General features: G+C 70.5%; 13 protein-coding genes. 8 read left to right on the top strand and 5 right to left on the bottom strand.

Translation table 11 applies throughout. The features are described 5' to 3' along the window. Nucleotides 1–41: 41 nt before the first annotated feature. Both ABZU75_RS05540 and ABZU75_RS05535 read right to left on the bottom strand, forming a co-directional pair. On the bottom strand, nt 42–698 hold the full coding sequence (locus ABZU75_RS05540; RefSeq protein ID WP_355549822.1) for a DALR anticodon-binding domain-containing protein: 657 nt from the start codon (nt 696–698) through the stop codon (nt 42–44). A 30-nt stretch (nt 699–728) separates the two neighbouring features. Further along, nucleotides 729–2,636: a glycosyltransferase gene (locus tag ABZU75_RS05535; protein ID WP_355549820.1), complete on the bottom strand. Its 1,908-nt coding sequence runs from the start codon at nt 2,634–2,636 to the stop codon at nt 729–731. A 71-nt stretch (nt 2,637–2,707) separates the two neighbouring features. Here ABZU75_RS05535 and ABZU75_RS05530 point away from each other — a divergent pair, with 71 nt between their 5' ends. Together ABZU75_RS05530 and treS are read left to right on the top strand one after the other, a co-directional pair. Further along, nucleotides 2,708–4,390, top strand: coding sequence for an asparagine synthetase B family protein (locus ABZU75_RS05530; protein WP_355549818.1), 1,683 nt, complete (start codon nt 2,708–2,710; stop codon nt 4,388–4,390). 477 nt (nt 4,391–4,867) lie between these two features. Continuing rightward, entirely contained in the window at nt 4,868–6,565 is a 1,698-nt protein-coding gene (gene treS / locus ABZU75_RS05525) for a maltose alpha-D-glucosyltransferase (RefSeq protein ID WP_355549816.1), read from the top strand. A gap of 40 nt (nt 6,566–6,605) precedes the next feature. On the opposite strand, the gene ABZU75_RS05520 is transcribed toward treS, so the two are convergent. The 3 genes from ABZU75_RS05520 to ABZU75_RS05510 form a co-directional block, all read right to left on the bottom strand. Beyond that, on the bottom strand, nt 6,606–8,885 hold the full coding sequence (locus ABZU75_RS05520; RefSeq protein WP_355549814.1) for an FtsX-like permease family protein: 2,280 nt from the start codon (nt 8,883–8,885) through the stop codon (nt 6,606–6,608). An 89-nt stretch (nt 8,886–8,974) separates the two neighbouring features. Next, nucleotides 8,975–9,718 (bottom strand): ABC transporter ATP-binding protein, encoded by a 744-nt coding sequence (locus ABZU75_RS05515; protein ID WP_355549812.1) that lies wholly within the window; start codon nt 9,716–9,718, stop codon nt 8,975–8,977. Further along, nucleotides 9,715–10,212 carry a PadR family transcriptional regulator gene (locus ABZU75_RS05510; RefSeq protein WP_355549962.1) on the bottom strand — a complete coding sequence of 166 codons (498 nt, stop codon included), beginning with the start codon at nt 10,210–10,212 and terminating at the stop codon, nt 9,715–9,717. Before ABZU75_RS05510 ends, ABZU75_RS05515 begins: the two co-directional genes overlap by 4 nt. A 136-nt stretch (nt 10,213–10,348) precedes the next feature. Here ABZU75_RS05510 and ABZU75_RS05505 point away from each other — a divergent pair, with 136 nt between their 5' ends. From ABZU75_RS05505 to ABZU75_RS05480, 6 genes are all read left to right on the top strand, one after another. Continuing rightward, entirely contained in the window at nt 10,349–11,605 is a 1,257-nt protein-coding gene (locus ABZU75_RS05505; protein WP_355549810.1) for an ABC transporter substrate-binding protein, read from the top strand. Between the two features lie 105 nt (nt 11,606–11,710). Further along, on the top strand, nt 11,711–13,030 hold the full coding sequence (locus tag ABZU75_RS05500; protein WP_355549808.1) for an ABC transporter substrate-binding protein: 1,320 nt from the start codon (nt 11,711–11,713) through the stop codon (nt 13,028–13,030). A 12-nt stretch (nt 13,031–13,042) separates the two neighbouring features. After that, nucleotides 13,043–14,500 (top strand): ABC transporter permease subunit, encoded by a 1,458-nt coding sequence (locus ABZU75_RS05495; RefSeq protein WP_355549806.1) that lies wholly within the window; start codon nt 13,043–13,045, stop codon nt 14,498–14,500. After that, the gene (locus tag ABZU75_RS05490) at nt 14,497–15,372 is read left to right on the top strand and encodes a carbohydrate ABC transporter permease (protein ID WP_355549804.1); all 876 of its coding nucleotides are present in this window, start codon (nt 14,497–14,499) and stop codon (nt 15,370–15,372) included. The genes ABZU75_RS05495 and ABZU75_RS05490 overlap by 4 nt, the downstream gene beginning before the upstream one ends. Nucleotides 15,373–15,454: 82 nt before the next feature. Beyond that, complete coding sequence (locus ABZU75_RS05485; RefSeq protein ID WP_355549802.1) at nt 15,455–16,132, top strand: uracil-DNA glycosylase; 678 nt, start codon at nt 15,455–15,457, stop codon at nt 16,130–16,132. Nucleotides 16,133–16,232: 100 nt separating this feature from the next. Next, nucleotides 16,233–16,595 (top strand): hypothetical protein, encoded by a 363-nt coding sequence (locus ABZU75_RS05480; RefSeq protein ID WP_350924586.1) that lies wholly within the window; start codon nt 16,233–16,235, stop codon nt 16,593–16,595. The last annotated feature ends 46 nt before the right edge of the window (nt 16,596–16,641 follow it).

Here is a 16,641-nt window from a genome sequence, read left to right as displayed (position 1 = left end):
GCCGCTCTCCTGATCCTTTTGATCTTCTTTGAGAGGGTCTATCACAACCTGTCGGGGGCCGTCTCGCCAAGCGCCGCCAGCGCCTCGGCCAGCACGTCCCGTACCGCCCGCGCCAGGCGTACGCGGGCGGTGTGCAGCTCCGACGGCTCCTCGTCACCGGCGGGGAGCGCGGCGGCCCCCTCGAAGGCGTCGTGGTAGGCCAGGGCCAGGTGCTCGGCGTAGGCGGCCCACCCGGGATCCCGGCTCACCCGCCTGCCATGCACCTCGGCCAGCGACCTGAGCACCGCCCTGTCCCTGCGGTCGTCGAGCAGTTCGGGCCTGAAGGCCCCGCCGACACCCAGCTCCACCGCCCAGCGCTGCACGGCGACCGCCCGTGCGTGCGCGTACCTGACGACGAACCCGGGGTTGGCCCACGTCCTGGGGAGGTCGTCCCACGGGGACGTGCCCGTGACGGGGGGAACGGGCCCGCCGATCTCCGTGACGAGCTCGCCGGGCACGGACACCACGATCTCCAGAAAACCGCCGGCCGGCACCCGGACGGCCGCGATGCCCGGCAGCGCGCGAAGCCGGTCGGCCGTCCGCTCCGGATCCTCTCCCCGGCGCAGCGCGGCCGGGGAGACGTAGATCGCCTCCTCGGCCCACGTCCCCTTGGGGATCGGCGGCAGGCCGAGGACCTCACCGAGCGCGCCTGGCCTCATCTGGTCAGCCTAGACTCCGGACGTACGCGCTCAGATCAGCGCGTGCGGGTCGGCCGGGCCGTAGTCGACGAGCTGGGCCGAGCCGAGCAGCCAGCGGTCGCGGTCACGGAGGCAGACGTAGCCGAAGCGGTCCGCGGAGAAGACCTTGATCCCGTCCGCGCGGCACTGGCGCATCAGCACGTCGGCCCAGTTCTCCGAGACGTCGGCGAAGCCGATGCCGCGCAGCACCGTACGGCGGGCCAGCAGGGTGGCCCCCGCGACGTCGGGGAGGTAGGAGTACTCCGCCGAGGGCTGGCGCAGCACCGTCGCCGCGACGTCGCGCAGGTGGGCGTAGTAGGCCGCCTTGCCGACGATGTCGGCGCTCGCGAACAGGAACGCCCGGCTGAGATCGGTCAGGTAGTGCTCTCCGTACCGGTCACGGGCGTCCATGACCGCCACCAGGTCCCCCTGGCACAGGTCGAGGGCGCGGTTGAGCATGCCGCCCGTGGTGAGGCCGGGGTCGGGGCGGCGTACCGTGACGTGCACCTGGTCGGGCAGCGCGGCGCGGGCCCGCGCGGCGGCGTCCGGGACGTCCGAGAGCAGCACCAGCTGGACGACGCCCTTCTGTGGCGCGACCTGGGCCAGCGTGTGGTCCAGGTCGCCCCGGTCGATCATGATCACCGAGATGTTCAGGGTGGCCCGGCCGCTGGGCAGGCCGATCGCGTCCAGCAGATCGTCGACCTTGTTGGTCATCGTGCCCGAGGCGTACGCCTGGCGGAGCGCCAGGTGGGCCCGGCGCGGGTCGGGCTCGGTGCCGATGGAGGTTCCACAGGCGGCCAGCTCGGCCATCCGCCAGGGCTCGGTGCCCGGCGGGCAGTCGACCGCGACGGGCCAGCGGTAGGAGGTGAGCACGTCCGGATACGACAGGTGCCCGGGGAGCAGTTCCTCCAGCGAGAGCACCCGCTCGAACCGGTCCCCGGCCAGCGGCAGCGGGTTGTGCACGCGCGGCTGGATGGCGAAGGGCAGGATTCCCAGCGAGGGCGCCCGGCGGCCCGGCTCGGGCTCCTGGGCCGCCAGCGCGGCGCCCCAGGCCCCCACGGACTTGGGCAGCGCGGTCACCACGTGCTCGAACAGCCTGGCCGCGGCGACGAATCCGGCGGCCTCGCCCCCGGTGTGCCAGAAGACCGTGCGGATGCCCCGCTCCGCGCACCAGGACAGCAGGGCGCGCAGCCCCTGGCCCGGCCGGCACAGCTCCTGTGCCCACGGCCCCTCGGTCACCGACTCGACCAGCAGCAGGTGCGGGACCTCCGCCGCCAGCACCCGGGCGAAGTCCTTGGGCGTGAAGCCGGTGCTCTGGCGCCACTCGTAGCGCAGCAGTGCCTCGCCGTGCGGTGAGGCGATCACAGCGGCGGTCAGGTGCGGGCGGGTGTTCGGCCCGGTCGGGACGCGGAACGGCTTGAGCTTGACCGACCTGCCGCCGACGGTTCGGACGGAGCTGGTGGCCTGGAAGGACGCGCCGGGCACCGCCGTCTTGTCGCCGCTCTTGCGCGGCACCGGCTGGCGCTTGGGAGCGGTCGGGCGTTTGGCGGGCTTGGCCGCCCCGCGCAGGCCACGCGCCAGCCGCACCGGGTTGCTCCTGCCCGTCTTGATCGCGTCACCGAGCCTGGACCAGCGGGCCACCTGCACCGAGGAGAGCTTCCACCTGGCCACCTCGGCCTGGTAACGCTGCTCCGCCAGGTCCTTGCGGAGCTTCTCCTCGGCCGCGTTCGCCGCCTCCAGCCGCTCCTCGGTCTCGCTGAGAAGTTCTCGCACCCCACGCAGTTCTTCGGCCACCCGCTCCGCGTCAGCGATCTTGGCCTGTGCCGCGTCAAGCAGACGGGCCAGCTCGGAAGCCCTTTCCGCGTGCGCCACCGCCTCCCGTAACGCCTGCCGTGTGCTTTCGAGTTGGTCGCCCGTCACGCCGTCCTCCGTTTCCTCAGCCGGGCGAAAGGATACCCTTTGCTCAATCGCGACATAGAGGAGTCAGCACGGTGCAGTGGCCGACGTTCAATGTGAGGCCGTACGTCTGCGGCGGCATCGGGCAGCTCGACGAGGCGGTCCTGGAGACGCTGCGCGGGGCGGGACCGCGGGTCAGACCCGCCGTCCAGAGCCAGAACGCGGCCCTGTTCAGCTCCTCCCCGCTGCCGCCCTACCGGCGGGACGAGCGCGGCTGGGCCTTCGCCTGGGGGGAGCGCAAGCCCGGCGGGGCGGCACCGTCGAACACACCGTGGAACGCACAATGGATCACCGTGGCCGAGACCTACGAGACGCCCGGCCTGATCGACGACGGCGAGCGGATCACCCTGCACGCCGGCGGCCTCGGCCTCGTGGACGTCTACTACCTGTTCCGCGGCGGGGCGCTCTACTTCTCCTCGCTGCTCGAACCGCTGCTCTCCCTGGCGCGTACCCCGTACGAGATCAACTGGGACGCCTGGGCCTCGATCATCCAGCTCACCTTCCCGTTGCGCGACGACACCCCGTACACGCAGGTGAAGCGGCTGGCCGGGGCGAGCGCGCTGGTCTTCGACCGGGCGTCGGGCCGGATCTCCGTCGAGCGGATGCTGCCCCGGTGGCTGCGCGAGGAACCGTACGAGGCGGGAAGGACCGCCGGGGAGATCCTGGAGATCCTGCACGAGGTCTACAAGGAACTCGACGGGCGCCCGCTGCTCGTACCGGTCAGCGGCGGCTACGACTCGCGGCTGCTCTGCTCGGTGGCGGTGGCCCGCGGCGCCGACGTGGAGTCGTGGACGACCAGCCCCGACGACGGCACCGACACCGACATCGTCTTCGCCAAGGCGATAACCCACGAGCTGGGCGTGCGCCACCGGGTGATCCCTCAGGACGCCGCCGCCTATCCCGACGACGCGCTGGCCGCGGCGCGGCGGCTGGAGTTCCTCACCCCGCACCACGCCTGGTACACCCCTTTCGCCCGCGAGGTGCACCGGGCCGGGCGGACCCTGGTCGACGGGCTGGCCGGGGGGCCGCTGCTGAAGAACTTCATGGTCAGCGGGGCCGCGCTGGAGGCCGCCAACCAGGCCGAGCGCAAGGCCGCGCTGCTCGGCTCGCTGGCGCTGGGCTCCCCCTCCACGCCCTTCCTGTCGGAGCGGGCGCAAGAGTGGATCACCGACAGCGTCGGGCACGCCTTCACCCAGTCGACCTCCATGCTCAACGGCCACCGGGCGGAGCTGCCGCTGTCGGTCCTGCACACCAGGACGGCGCGGGGCATCGCCCGCTCCCCGGTCAACCTGGTCGGCCCCGAGGTCTCGTTCACGGCGCCGTTCATGCACCCTGACTTCTTCGACGCGGCGCTCTCCGTCGGGGTGAACCGCAAGGACCAGGGGCGCTTCTACCGCGAGCTGCTGTACGCGGCCAACCCGCGCGTGGCCGCGCTGCCCTCCACCAACGTGGTCAAGCAGCCACTGGCGCGGGTCCCGCTCCGCTCGGCCGCCGCGCCCGCCAGGGAGTACGGCCACCGGATGCTCACCCTCGTCGCCGACGCCGTGCCCTCGCTGCTCTCCGAGCAGTTGCACACCGTGATCGCCGAGGGCCCCGACGGCCTGACGCGGTTCAACGGCTGGAACGACCGTTTCTGGGTGCGCGGCCTGGTGCTGTTCGGCGCCTGGCTCGGCGACTACCAGGACCGCCTCCCCGACCTCAGCCCGCCCTGGAACTGACCTCCTGACGCCCTCCCCCCGCCGGGGCCCTACCACACGGCCCCGCGGAGTTTTCGCGCGCCCCCGGAATCGGGCCCGGCCACCCCTTCGAGAACGCCGGAGCGCGTCCCCGCCGCACCGCGCGCGCCCCGACCGGGTCCGCGGGCATAAGCCGAGGTCACCACGTTGGGGCGTGTCGTGTTTCAGGCAGGAAAACAGTAAGCGACGCGGCGATTACGCGGGCATGGCGCGATGCGCGCCGCGATTCCGTGGGGCGGGGGCGACGTACCACGCCAAGGGGGCTTCGAGGGGTTCACTCGGCTGGTAGTGTTCGGCCCAGAAAGCGCCACAACGGATGGCCCCGAATCACAAATTCGGCCCGTCCGTGGCCATGGAGCTCGTGGGGATGACGGCTCCCGCCGGCGCGGTCACCAAACATCATCAGCCGGAGCATCCGGTGACTTCGTCCTGCCCTTTATCACCGTGAGCGAGAACACGATGAATCCATCCCCCCTCCCCTCCCCCTCCCCGGAGTCCGTCGCCGAGGACTTCGTCTCGGCCGACCCCCAGTGGTACAAGCGCGCGGTCTTCTACGAGGTGCTGGTCCGCGGGTTCAAGGACTCCAACGGCGACGGCACGGGTGATCTGCGCGGCCTCATCGAGAAGCTGGACTACGTCCAGTGGCTCGGCGTCGACTGCCTGTGGCTGCTCCCGCTGTACGAGTCCCCCCTGCGTGACGGCGGTTACGACATCTCCGACTACATGAAGATCCTTCCGGACTTCGGCGATCTCGGAGACTTCGTGGAGCTGATCGAGTCGGCGCACCGGCGGGGCCTGCGCATCATCACCGACCTGGTGATGAACCACACCAGCGACAAGCACCCCTGGTTCCAGGCGTCCCGGCACGACCCCGAGGGGCCGTACGGCGACTTCTACGTCTGGTCGGACAGCCCGACCGGCTACCCCGACGCGCCGATCATCTTCATCGGCGCCGAGGAGTCCAACTGGACCTACGACCCGGTCCGCAAGCAGTACTACTGGCACCGCTTCTTCCACCACCAGCCGGACCTGAACTACGAGAACCCGGCGGTCCAGGAGGCCATGCTGGAGGTCCTGCGCTTCTGGCTGGACCTGGGCATCGACGGCTTCCGCCTCGACGCGGTGCCCTACCTCTTCGAGCGCGAGGGCACCGACTGCTCCGGCCTGCCGGAGACCCACGCCTACCTGAAGAAGGTCCGCGCCGAGGTCGACCGCCTCTACCCCGACCGGGTGCTGCTGGCCGAGGCCAACGGCTGGCCCGAGGACGTGGTCGAGTACTTTGGTGACCCCGCGGTCGGCGGCGACGAGTGCCACATGGCCTTCCACTTCCCGCTCATGCCGCGCATCTTCATGGGCGTGCGGCGGGGCAGCCGCGAGCCGATCTCCGAGATCATGTCGCGGACCCCGAAGCTCCCCGAGAGCGCCCAGTGGGGCATCTTCCTCCGTAACCACGACGAGCTGACGCTTGAGACGGTCACCGAGGAGGAGCGCGACTACATGCACTCCGAGTACGCCAAGGACCCGCGCATGCGGGCCTACCTCGGCATCCGGCGCCGCCTCGCCCCGCTGCTGGAGAACGACCGCGACCAGATCGAGCTGTTCACCGCGCTGCTGCTCTCGCTGCCCGGCTCCCCGGTCATGTACTACGGCGACGAGATCGGCATGGGTGACAACATCTGGCTGGAGGACCGCGACGCGGTCCGCACCCCGATGCAGTGGAGCCCGGACCGCAACGCGGGCTTCTCCACGGCCGATCCCGGACGCCTCTACCTGCCCGCCGTGATGGACCCGATCTACGGCTACCAGGCGGTCAACGTGGAGGCGCAGCAGCGGAACCCCGCCTCGCTGCTCCACTTCACCAGGAACATGCTGGCGATCCGCCGTGAACACCCGGTCTTCGGCACCGGCGTCTACAACGAGCTGTGGTCCAGCAACCCGGCGGTGCTCAGCTTCGTCCGTGAGGACGGGGACGACCTGATGCTCTGCGTCAACAACCTGTCGAAGTATCCGCAGCCGGTCGAGCTCGACCTGCGCCGCTTCGCGGGGATGACCCCCGTCGAGGCCAGGGGCGGGGTGCACTTCCCCGCGGTGGGCGCCCTGCCGTACCTGCTGACCCTGCCGGGTCACGGTTTCTACTGGTTCTCGCTCAAGCCCTGAGGACGGCTTTCGAGATAGCCCCGGGACGCGTGTCCCGGGGCTATCTGGCCGCTACCGGGACCTGGGCGCGGGCCGCGCGGGCCGCCGGGATCAGCGTCACCAGCAGGGCGGAGCCGACCGCGACGAGCACCGCGACGGCGAGCGTCAGGGCCGAGGGCGTACGGCCGATGCCGGCGCCGACGCCGCTGGTGTGGCCCTGCAGGTCGATCAGCCCGCTGACCAGCGAGGCCCCGGCCGCGGTGCCCGCGACCGCGCCCAGCACGATCAGCAGGCCGGTCCCGGTGACCAGGGTGGCGGCCACCTGTCTGGGCGTGAGGCCCATGGCCTTGAGCACCGCGAGGTCGAAGGCGTGGTCGCGCAGGCCCAGGGCACCGGCCGTCAGGAGGTTGGCCAGGCCCAGCAGGGCGAGCACGCCGATCAGCGCCACGATCACCACCCGGATGATCGCGAGCCGCTCCGCCGGGTTGACCACCCGGTGCACCTCAAGGGCCTCTCCCGAGGCGGCCAGCAGCCGCGCCCGGACCTCGACCGGGTCCGCGCCCGGCCTGAGCACCAGGCTGTAGAACTGCGGCGGTACCGCGTCCTTGGCCGCGAGGCTGTCGATGCCGAAGGAGAGCACCTCCCCGTCCTGGTCCGGCTCCACCACCCGGCCCACCAGGTGCACGATCAGCGGGGTGCCGCCCACGGTCAGCCGGACCCGATCGCCGATCCGCACCCCCAGCAGGTCGAACAGCCCCTGCCCGGCGACCGCCTCTCCCCTGGCGGCGTACATCCGGCCCTCGACCACCGAGAACGGGTACGGCTCGGCCGAGGTGCCCGCGGCGCGGGTCAGCACGCTCCTGGTCTGCTCGGGCTCCAGGGCGAGCACCTCGGCGCCGGGATAGGCGGCCAGCACCCCGGGGTCGGCCCTGGCGATCCTGAGGGCCTCGTCCGCAGGGAGCTCGTCCGGGCGTACCGTGAGCGCCGCCGCCTGGCCCACCTGCTCGGGGTGGCGGAGGAAGTCGTCCAGGGTGGCCCAGCAGCCGAGCCCGATGGTGATCATCATCATCGGGATCGCGACGCCGAAGATGCTCAGGAACGCCGGGACCCGCCGGGTGAAGGCGTCACGGGTGCCCAGGACCAGGGCGGGCGGCAGCCGCAGCAGCAGCGCCAGCCGCGCCAGGTGCGACAGGTGCCCCCGGAGCGGCGCCGCGGGGGCCGCGGGGATCGGAGGGGTGCGCCCGCCACGCCAGGCCGGCAGGGCCACCGCCACGCAGACCACCGCGGCGGTGCCGCCGGCGATGGCGAGCAGCGGGCCCGGCGAGAGCGGCAGGATCGGCGCCCCGTCCAGGACGAACGAGGCGGCGACCTGACCGCAGAGGAGCCCGATGACGATGCCGAGCGACCCGAGCGCACCGTGCTCGGCCATCAGCACGCCGAAGACCTGGCCCCGGGTGTAGCCGAGGGACTTGAGGGTGGCGATGTCACGGGTCTGGGTCAGCACCCGGCCGCCCACCGCGTTGGCGATGGCGAGCGCGGCGGCGACCAGCCCGGTGATGCCGAACAGCGCGAGCAGCAGGCCGAGCAGCCGGTTGTCCAGCTCCATCGAGGCGCGGACCTCGCGCCAGGTGGACATCCGCTGGATCTGCCCCTCCAGGAGGGTGACGGCACCGTGGACGGCGGGCAGCGTGGCCTCGCCGTCGGCCAGGCGCAGCCCGGTGACCGACTCGCTGCGGCCCAGCGCGGGCTCGACCCTGGCCAGGACCGGCGCGAGCGTCCAGGCCAGGCCGGGCGTCCACTCGGGATAGAAGCCCTGGTCGGCGCTGTCCGCCAGGCCGACCACGATGAGCGGGTGGGTGGCGCCGTTGAGCCCGGTCACCAGGAAGGGGCCGCCCACCCTCAGGCCGAGCGCCCTGGCGAAGGAGCGCTCGACGACCACGCCGTCGGTGTCGCCGGGGCGGAGCGGGCGCCCCTCGCGGATCAGCGGGACGGCGACCTTCGGCGGCGTCGCGGACATCTCGCGCAGCGCCACCGGCGACTTCTTCCCGTCCAGGGTGAGCGTGACCGGGGCCGACCGGTAGGGACCGGCCACCTGGACCACGCCGGGGAGCCTCGACAGCGCGGCCACCTCGGGGGCGTCCCTGGTGTGTATCCACACGTGCGCGCCCCTGGACTCGGCGAACAGGCCGCGCCACGGGTTGGTGCCGTCCTCAAGCAGGGTCGCGGAGGTGATCAGCGCCGTGACGATCCCCGCCACGGCCAGCACCGTCAGCAGCGCCTGCCCTCTGCGTGCCCTGAGGTCGGCCCGGATCCATCTGAAGGAGGCTCGGGCGGTGCTCACCGCGACGCCCCCCGGATCCGGGTCCGCACGGCCCACCCGGCGGCGTTCGGGAGCACGGGTCGAAAGGTCCCCGGCGGCAGGGGCATCGGTCAGCCTCTCAGCTCGACGACGTCGCCCGCGCTACCCCTGGGACGGCGGCGGACCAGGCCGGCGCCGCCGTCGTCGACGATCTGACCGTCCAGCAGGGAGACCACCCGGTCGGCCAGGCTCGCCACCCGGGCGTCGTGGGTGACCATGATGACGGTCTGGCCCTCGCGGTGGACCTCGCCGAGCAGGCGCAGGACGTCGCGGGTGTTGCGGCTGTCGAGATTGCCGGTGGGCTCGTCCGCGAGCAGCAGGCTCGGCTTGTTGGCCAGCGCGCGGGCCAGCGCGACCCGCTGCTGCTCGCCCCCGGCCAGCTGGGCGGGCGCGGCGTCGGCACGCGCGGTCAGGCCGAGCTCGCCGAGCAGGTACTCGCGGCGCAGGCGGGCCTCGCGCGCGCCGACCCCGGCCAGCAGCGCGGGCAGCTCGACGTTGTCGGCCACGGTCATGTTGGCGACGAGATTGAAGAACTGGAAGACGAAGCCGATCTTCCGGCGGCGGAGCAGCGCCCAGGCGCTCTCGTTCAGCGTGTCGGCCCGCTGCCCGTCGAGCCAGATCTCGCCGCTGGTCCTGGCCTCCAGACCACCGATCATGTGGACCAGCGTGGACTTGCCCGACCCCGACGGCCCCATGACCGCCACGAACTCCCCCGCGTTCACCCGCAGGTCGACCCCCCGCACGGCGGGCACCGGCACCCCGCCGTCCTGGTAGATCTTGACAAGATTGACTGTGTCGACCACGGGGGACGTCAACTCAACTCCTCCTGGCAGCGTTCGAGCCACTCAAGGTCGGCCTGGAGGTGCAGCATGGCCCCCTCGACCAGCAGGAGCGCGACACGATTGCCCGGATCGGTCCGCTCCACGAGTTCGTTGAGGTCGCGCATGAGCCCGAGGTAGTGCCGGCGCTGGCGGTTGATCATCGCCATCCTGTCGGCGATGCCGGTCATCGGGGCCAGCACGAGCTTCATGAAGAACTCGTCCCTGACCCTGGGCCCCTCGGTGGGCTCGTCCACCCAGGTGTCGAGGATGTCGCGGCCCGCGGCCGTCAGGTGGTAGACCTTCTTGTTCGGCCGGTTGGACTGCGCGACGTCCACCGCGCGCACCAGACCGTCCTTCTCCAGGCGGCCGAGCGTGACGTAGATCTGCCCGATGTTCGGTGAGGGGTAGGCGCTCCCGAAGATCTGCTCAAGCGCCTGTTTGAGCTCGTAGCCGTGGGCAGGTTCCTTCGCGAGGAGCGCCAGCAGCATCAGCCGCACGCCCCACCTCCTCGGAGAGCTCGTTACGTGAGCGTTACGGGTTTATCCGTTGACGACGATGTTATCGCCATGCATAACATGCATCTACCTAACATGTATGTAATCAGCCGGAAACCGGGAGGCCACGGTGCGTCGACTCATCCCCGTCGTGCTCATCGTGCTTCTCGTCGCCGGCTGCTCGGCGGCCGGAGAGCGGGAGGGCGAACGGTTCGGCGGGACCGGCCCGTTCACCCTGGTGATCGGGCGCCCCGCGACCGCCTACCTGCAGCCGCTGCTCGATCGCTGGAACCAGACCCACCCCGAGGAGCGGGCGACCCTGCTCGAACTCCCCGAGGCGGCCGACGAGCAGCGGGCGCAGATGGTCGCCAACCTCCAGGCCAAAAGCGACCGATACGACGTGATCGGGCTGGACGTGATCTGGACCGCGGAGTTCGCCGACGCCGGCTGGATCCTGCCGCTGGAGCGCTCGATGTTCCCGCTCGACCGGTTCCTGCCACCGGTCGTCGACACGGCGGTCTACCGGGACAAGCTCTGGGCCGTGCCGTACACCAGCAACGCCGGGCTGCTCTACTACCGCAAGGACCTGCTGGCCAAGCAGGGTTTCAAACCGCCGAAGACCTGGGAGGAACTCCGCACGCAGGCACGCACTCTGCACGAGAGGTACGGCATCGGCGGCTACGCCGGCCAGTTCCTGGCCTACGAGGGCCTGACCGTCAACTTCACCGAGGCCGTGCAGTCGGCGGGCGGGCAGATCCTCAGCCAGGACGGCACCAAGGTGACCATGGACGTGGCCAGGGCGAAGGCCGGCCTGAACTTCCTGGTGGACGGGTTCCGGGAGGGCTGGATCCCGCAGGAGTCGCTCTCCTTCAAAGAGGACGAGGCACAGCTCGCCTTCGAGGAGGGACGGCTGGCCTTCGCCCGCAACTGGCCGCACGCCTACGGACCGGCCACCACCTCGGCGGTCGCCGGCAAGTTCGGGGTGACCCGGCTGCCCGGCCTCGACGGCCCCGGCACCGGCTCGCTCGGCGGCTACAACCTCGCGGTGAGCGCCTTCTCCAAGCGGCAGAAGTCGGCCACCGACTTCATCCGCTACTTCACCGGCCTGGAGAACCAGCGAAAGGTGCTCACCAACGGCTCGTTCCCGCCCGTGTGGGCCGAACTGTACGACGACCCCGCCCTGATCAAGCGTTTCCCCTACCTGCCGGTCCTCAAGCAGAGCATCCTCTCCGCCCGGCCCAGACCGGCGGGTGCCAACTACAACCAGGTGAGCCTGGTGATCGCCAGCGCGGTCTCCAATGCGCTCACCCCACCCTTCGAGGAGGCCGGCGACGACGTTGTCGCCTCCATGAGAGACCAGCTCGACGAGATCATTCGGGCTCGTTGACGCCGGGGTACCCCCTGGCAGGAGCCGTCATCCCCATCTCGGCTGCTTGTACGTCCTCACATCCCCCTGTTCCAAAACCTTGACATCTCAGGAGGTCTGTTCAGCATGCGCAGAACCATTGCAGCGGTGACCACGGCGGGACTCGCCCTGGCACTCGCCGCGTGCGGCGGCGGGTCGGCCACTCCGGCACCGGCCGGGAGCGGTGGCTCGTCCGCGCCCGCCGCCAAGACCCTCGACGGGGTGTCCATCGAGGTCGCCGCCAAGTGGACCGGCCCCGAGCAGGCCAACTTCGAGCAAGTGCTCAAGGCGTTCGAGGCGAAGACCGGCGCCAAGGTCATCTACGCCTCTACCGGCGAGGACACCGGCGCCTACCTCGGTCCCCGCATCCAGGGCGGCAACCCGCCGGACGTCGCGATCCTGCCCCAGCCGGGCCTGGTCAAGCAGTACGCGGACCAGAAGGCGCTCAAGCCGCTCACCGCCGGGGTCCTGAAGCAGATCGACGACAACTACACCCCGTACTGGAAGGAGCTCGGCTCCGCGGACGGCCAGTCCTACGGCGTGCTGGTGAAGGCGGCCCACAAGTCGCTCATCTGGTACCGCGACCAGGCGTTCCAGGACGCGGGGGCGCAGCCTCCGGCCACCTGGGACGATCTGATCAAGACCGCCCAGACGATCGCCGACTCCGGCACCCCGCCGTTCTCCCTCTGCGGCGCCTCCGGCTGGACGCTGACCGACCTGTTCGAGAACGTCTACCTGTCCAGCGCGGGCCCGGAGAACTACACCAAGCTCTCCAACCACGAGATCCCGTGGACCGACCCCAGCGTGACCGGCGCGCTGGAGAAGATCGGGCAGCTCGTCGGCAAGAAGGAGTTCCTGCTCGGCGGCTCCTCCGGCGCCCTGCAGACCGACTTCCCGACCTGCGTGACCCAGGTCTACGGCCAGGACAAGTCCGCCATGGTCATCGAGGCCGACTTCGTGGGCACCACCGCCGAGGAGTCGGGCGCCAAGCTGGGCGAGGAGGCCAAGTACTTCCCGTTCCCGAAGGCCGGTGACACCGAGCCGGTCGTGCTGGGCGGCGACATCGCGGTGGTGATGAAGGACTCCGAGGGCGCGATGGCCCTGCTGGAGTTCCTCGCCTCCGTCGAGGGCGGCGAGATCTGGGCGAAGCTCCCCGGCTACCTCTCCCCCAACCGCAACGTCTCGCCCGACAACTACCCCGCCGAGCTGACCAAGCAGCTCGCCCAGACGATCATCTCCGCCGGCGACGCGGTCCGCTACGACATGTCCGACCTGGCGCCGAGCGCCTTCGGTGGCACGGACGGCAAGGGCCAGTGGAAGCTCCTGCAGGACTTCGTCCGCGACCCCTCGGACGTCAAGGGCATCCAGGCCAAGCTCGAGGCCGAGGCCAAGAAAGCCTGGAAGTAAGGGAGACAGGCCGTGACCGACCGGTTAGACGGCCCGCAGGGCCCGCACGGCGACACCGCCGGCGGGTCCTCCCCCGGACCTGACGACACCCGGCGACCGGCGCCCGACGCCGGCACCGAGGTCCGCACCTCCCCAGCCGCCGCCCCCGCCGGGGGCACCGCGCCGATGGAGGCGAAGAGGGCCACCCGGCTGGGACCGCCGCCGAGCATGGCGATCTGGTTCCTGCTGCCGGGGGCGCTCCTGCTCGGCGTGATGGTGATCTACCCGATCATCTACTCGATCTTCCGCAGCCTCTACGACGCCAACGGCGACGGTTTCGTCGGCGCGGAGAACTACGCCACGATCTTCAGCGACTCCGCCACCCTGGTCACGATCAGGAACAACCTGATCTGGGTGGTGGTGGCCCCGCTCCTGGTCACCGTGATGGGCTTGATCTTCGCGGTGCTCACCGAGCGGATCCGCTGGGCCACGGCTTTCAAACTGATCGTGTTCATGCCGATGGCCGTCTCCCTGATGGCCTCCGGCGTCATCTTCCGCCTGGTGTACGAGCAGGACCCCGACCGGGGCGTAGCCAACGCCGTGATCACCTCGGTGACCGGCCTCTTCGGCTCCGACCAGGGCTATCCCGACGCCCGTCCCAGGGAGAACGACCAGGCACCGGTCATCGCCCAGCAGGGCGCGGTGGTGAGCAGGGGGCCCGCCGCCCCCGGGCAGGCGGTGCTCGTCCCGCTGGTCGGCGTGAAGCCGGACGCCCTCGCCTCGGCCGCACCGGCGAAGGCGGCCCAGCCGGGTCCCGGCGAGCTGGCCGGGACGGTGTGGGTGGACTTCGCCCAGGGCGGCGGCGGAGCGGTCAACCAGGTGGATCCGACGGAGAAGGGGCTGGTCGGGGTGACCGTGGAGGCGGTGCGGGACGGCGCCGTCAAGGCCACCGCCCGCACCGAGGCCGACGGCACCTTCCGCTTCACCGGCCTCGCTCCCGGCGACTACCAGGTGCGGCTGCCGCAGTCGAACTTCCAGGCGGCCTTCAACGGGATCTCCTGGCTGGGACCGACCCTGATCACCCCGGCGATCATCGGAGCGTTCGTCTGGGTGTGGGCCGGGTTCTCCATGGTGCTGATCGCGGCGGGCCTGTCGGCCATCCCGCGCGACGCGCTCGAGGCGGCCCGCATCGACGGCGCCACCGAGTGGCAGGTGTTCCGCAGGATCACCGTCCCGCTGCTCGCCCCGGTGCTGCTCGTCGTGTTCGTCACGATGATCATCAACACCTTGAAGGTCTTCGACCTGGTCTTCGTCATCGCGCCGGGATCGGTGCAGCCGCAGGCCAACGTGATCGCGCTGGAGATGTGGCGCGTCTCCTTCGGCGGCGGAGGCAACCAGGGGCTGGGCAGCGCGCTCTCCATCTTCCTGCTGATCCTCGTGCTGCCCTTCATGATTCTCAACATCCGCCGGTTCAGGAGGGACAACCAGTGACCACCTCCACCCTCGGCGCTCCACCGCGCAGCGCGGCGGGCCGCGTCGTCGACCGGATCGGCGGCGGCCTGGTCCAGGCGGTGCTGGTGCTGATCGGCATCTTCTGGCTGGTCCCGACCCTCGGACTGTTCGTGGTCTCGCTCCGCGAGGAGACGGCCAACAACTCCACCGGCTGGTGGACCGCCCTTGTCAAACCCGCCGAGTTCACCCTCAAGAGCTACTCCGACCTGCTGGCGAGCGGGTTCACCGCGTCGTTCTGGAACACCGTGTTCATCACGGTGCCCGCGACGCTCCTGGTGATCGGCATCGCGGCCATGGCGGCGTACGCGTTCGCCTGGATGGAGTTCCCCGGCAGGGACGCGCTCTTCCTCGTGGTGGTCGGCCTGCTGGTGGTGCCGATCCAGATCGCGCTGATCCCGATCGCGAAGCTCTACGGCACGGTCGGCATCTTCGGCTCCATCGCGGGCGTGGTCCTCTTCCACGTCGCCTTCGGGCTTCCGTTCGCCATCTTCCTGCTCCGCAACTTCTTCGCGGGCATCCCCCGCTCGCTGCTCGAGGCGGCGCGCATGGACGGTGCCGGCGAGTGGAAGATCTTCTCGACCGTGGTGTTCCCGCTGGCCAAGCCCGCGGTCGCCTCGCTCGGCATCTTCCAGTTCCTCTGGGTCTGGAACGACCTGCTCGTCGCCCTGGTCTTCGCCAACACCGAGAACCAGCCGATGACCAAGGCCCTGCAATCCCAGATGCGGCAATTCGGGACCAACGTGGACATTCTTGCGCCAGGCGCTTTCCTGTCGCTGATCATCCCGTTGATCCTCTTTTTCGCCTTCCAGAGGTATTTCGTCCAAGGGATGATGGCCGGCTCGGTGAAGTAGAGCCAGGGGCAGGCCCGGTGCGGCGCGCGCTGATTTCCGGCACACGCCGTACCGGGCCTAAAACATCGATAGGGTCCTGCACATGGCCGCACGTCCCTTGAATGAAGTCGTGGAAGCCGGGTGGGCCGAGGCCCTGGAACCGGCTGCCGAGAAGATCGCCGAGATGGGCGAGTTCCTCCGGAGGGAAGTGGCGGAGGGCAGGCAGTACCTTCCGTCCGGGGCCAACGTGCTCCGCGCCTTCCAGCAGCCCTTTGACCAGGTCAAGGTGCTGATCGTGGGGCAGGATCCGTATCCCACGCCGGGTCACCCCATCGGTCTGAGCTTCTCCGTCGCCGCAGACGTACGCCCGATCCCGGCCAGCCTGCGCAACATCTACAAGGAGCTCACCGAGGATCTCGGGCTGCCGATGCCGAGCAACGGCGACCTGACCCCCTGGACCGAGCAGGGCGTGCTGCTGCTCAACCGGGTGCTCACCGTCATGCCGGGCAAGCCCGCCTCGCACCGGGGCAAGGGCTGGGAGGAGGTCACCGAGCAGGCCATCAAGGCCCTCGTCGCACGCGAGCAGCCGATGGTGGCGATCCTGTGGGGGCGCGACGCCCGCAACCTGCGCCCGATGCTCGGCAACATCCCGGCCATCGAGTCGGCCCACCCCAGCCCCCTGTCGGCCCGCAGCGGCTTCTTCGGCTCCCGCCCGTTCAGCAAGACGAACGAGCTTCTCCAGCAGCAGGGCGCGACCCCCGTGGAGTGGAAGCTCCCCTAGCCGCGTCCCGCGGATCTTACGGCGCGGAGCAGCGGGCAAAAGATCCAACGGGCAGGTCCCAGGCCCTGTCCGACCCTCACCAGGCACTAGGATTTCCACCATGAGTGATGAATCGGGCACTGAACGCTATCTGCGTCTGACTGTTGAGCTGACCGTGGAGGTGCAGGACATCGCCTCCCTGCAGGCCGCCGCGTTGAAGGAGATCAACCACCCTGACGCCGACCTGGACGACGACGAGCGCAAGGAGCAGGCCGAACTGGTCTCGGCCGACGAGACCGGCGCCACGGCGCTGCAGTGGCTGATCGAGCCGGACCACGTCCTGGGATTGATCGAGCACGTCGAGCAGATCGAGCCCCGCGAGGCCGTGCTGGGCGTCGAGCCCTCCGACGGCCCCTCGGATGAGGACGAGGACGAGGACGACCACGCGGGCCACGACCACGCCGGTCACAATCACCGGCACTGAGAGCATCCCCGTAGCCCCGCCGGTGGGCGGTCTTTCCGGCCGGAAA

It is taken from the genome of Streptosporangium sp. NPDC005286, from assembly GCF_040607515.1.
Classification (GTDB): domain Bacteria; phylum Actinomycetota; class Actinomycetes; order Streptosporangiales; family Streptosporangiaceae; genus Streptosporangium.
The sequence above is the reverse complement of the archived record's forward strand: the minus strand, read 5'-3'. Positions and strand labels throughout refer to the sequence as shown.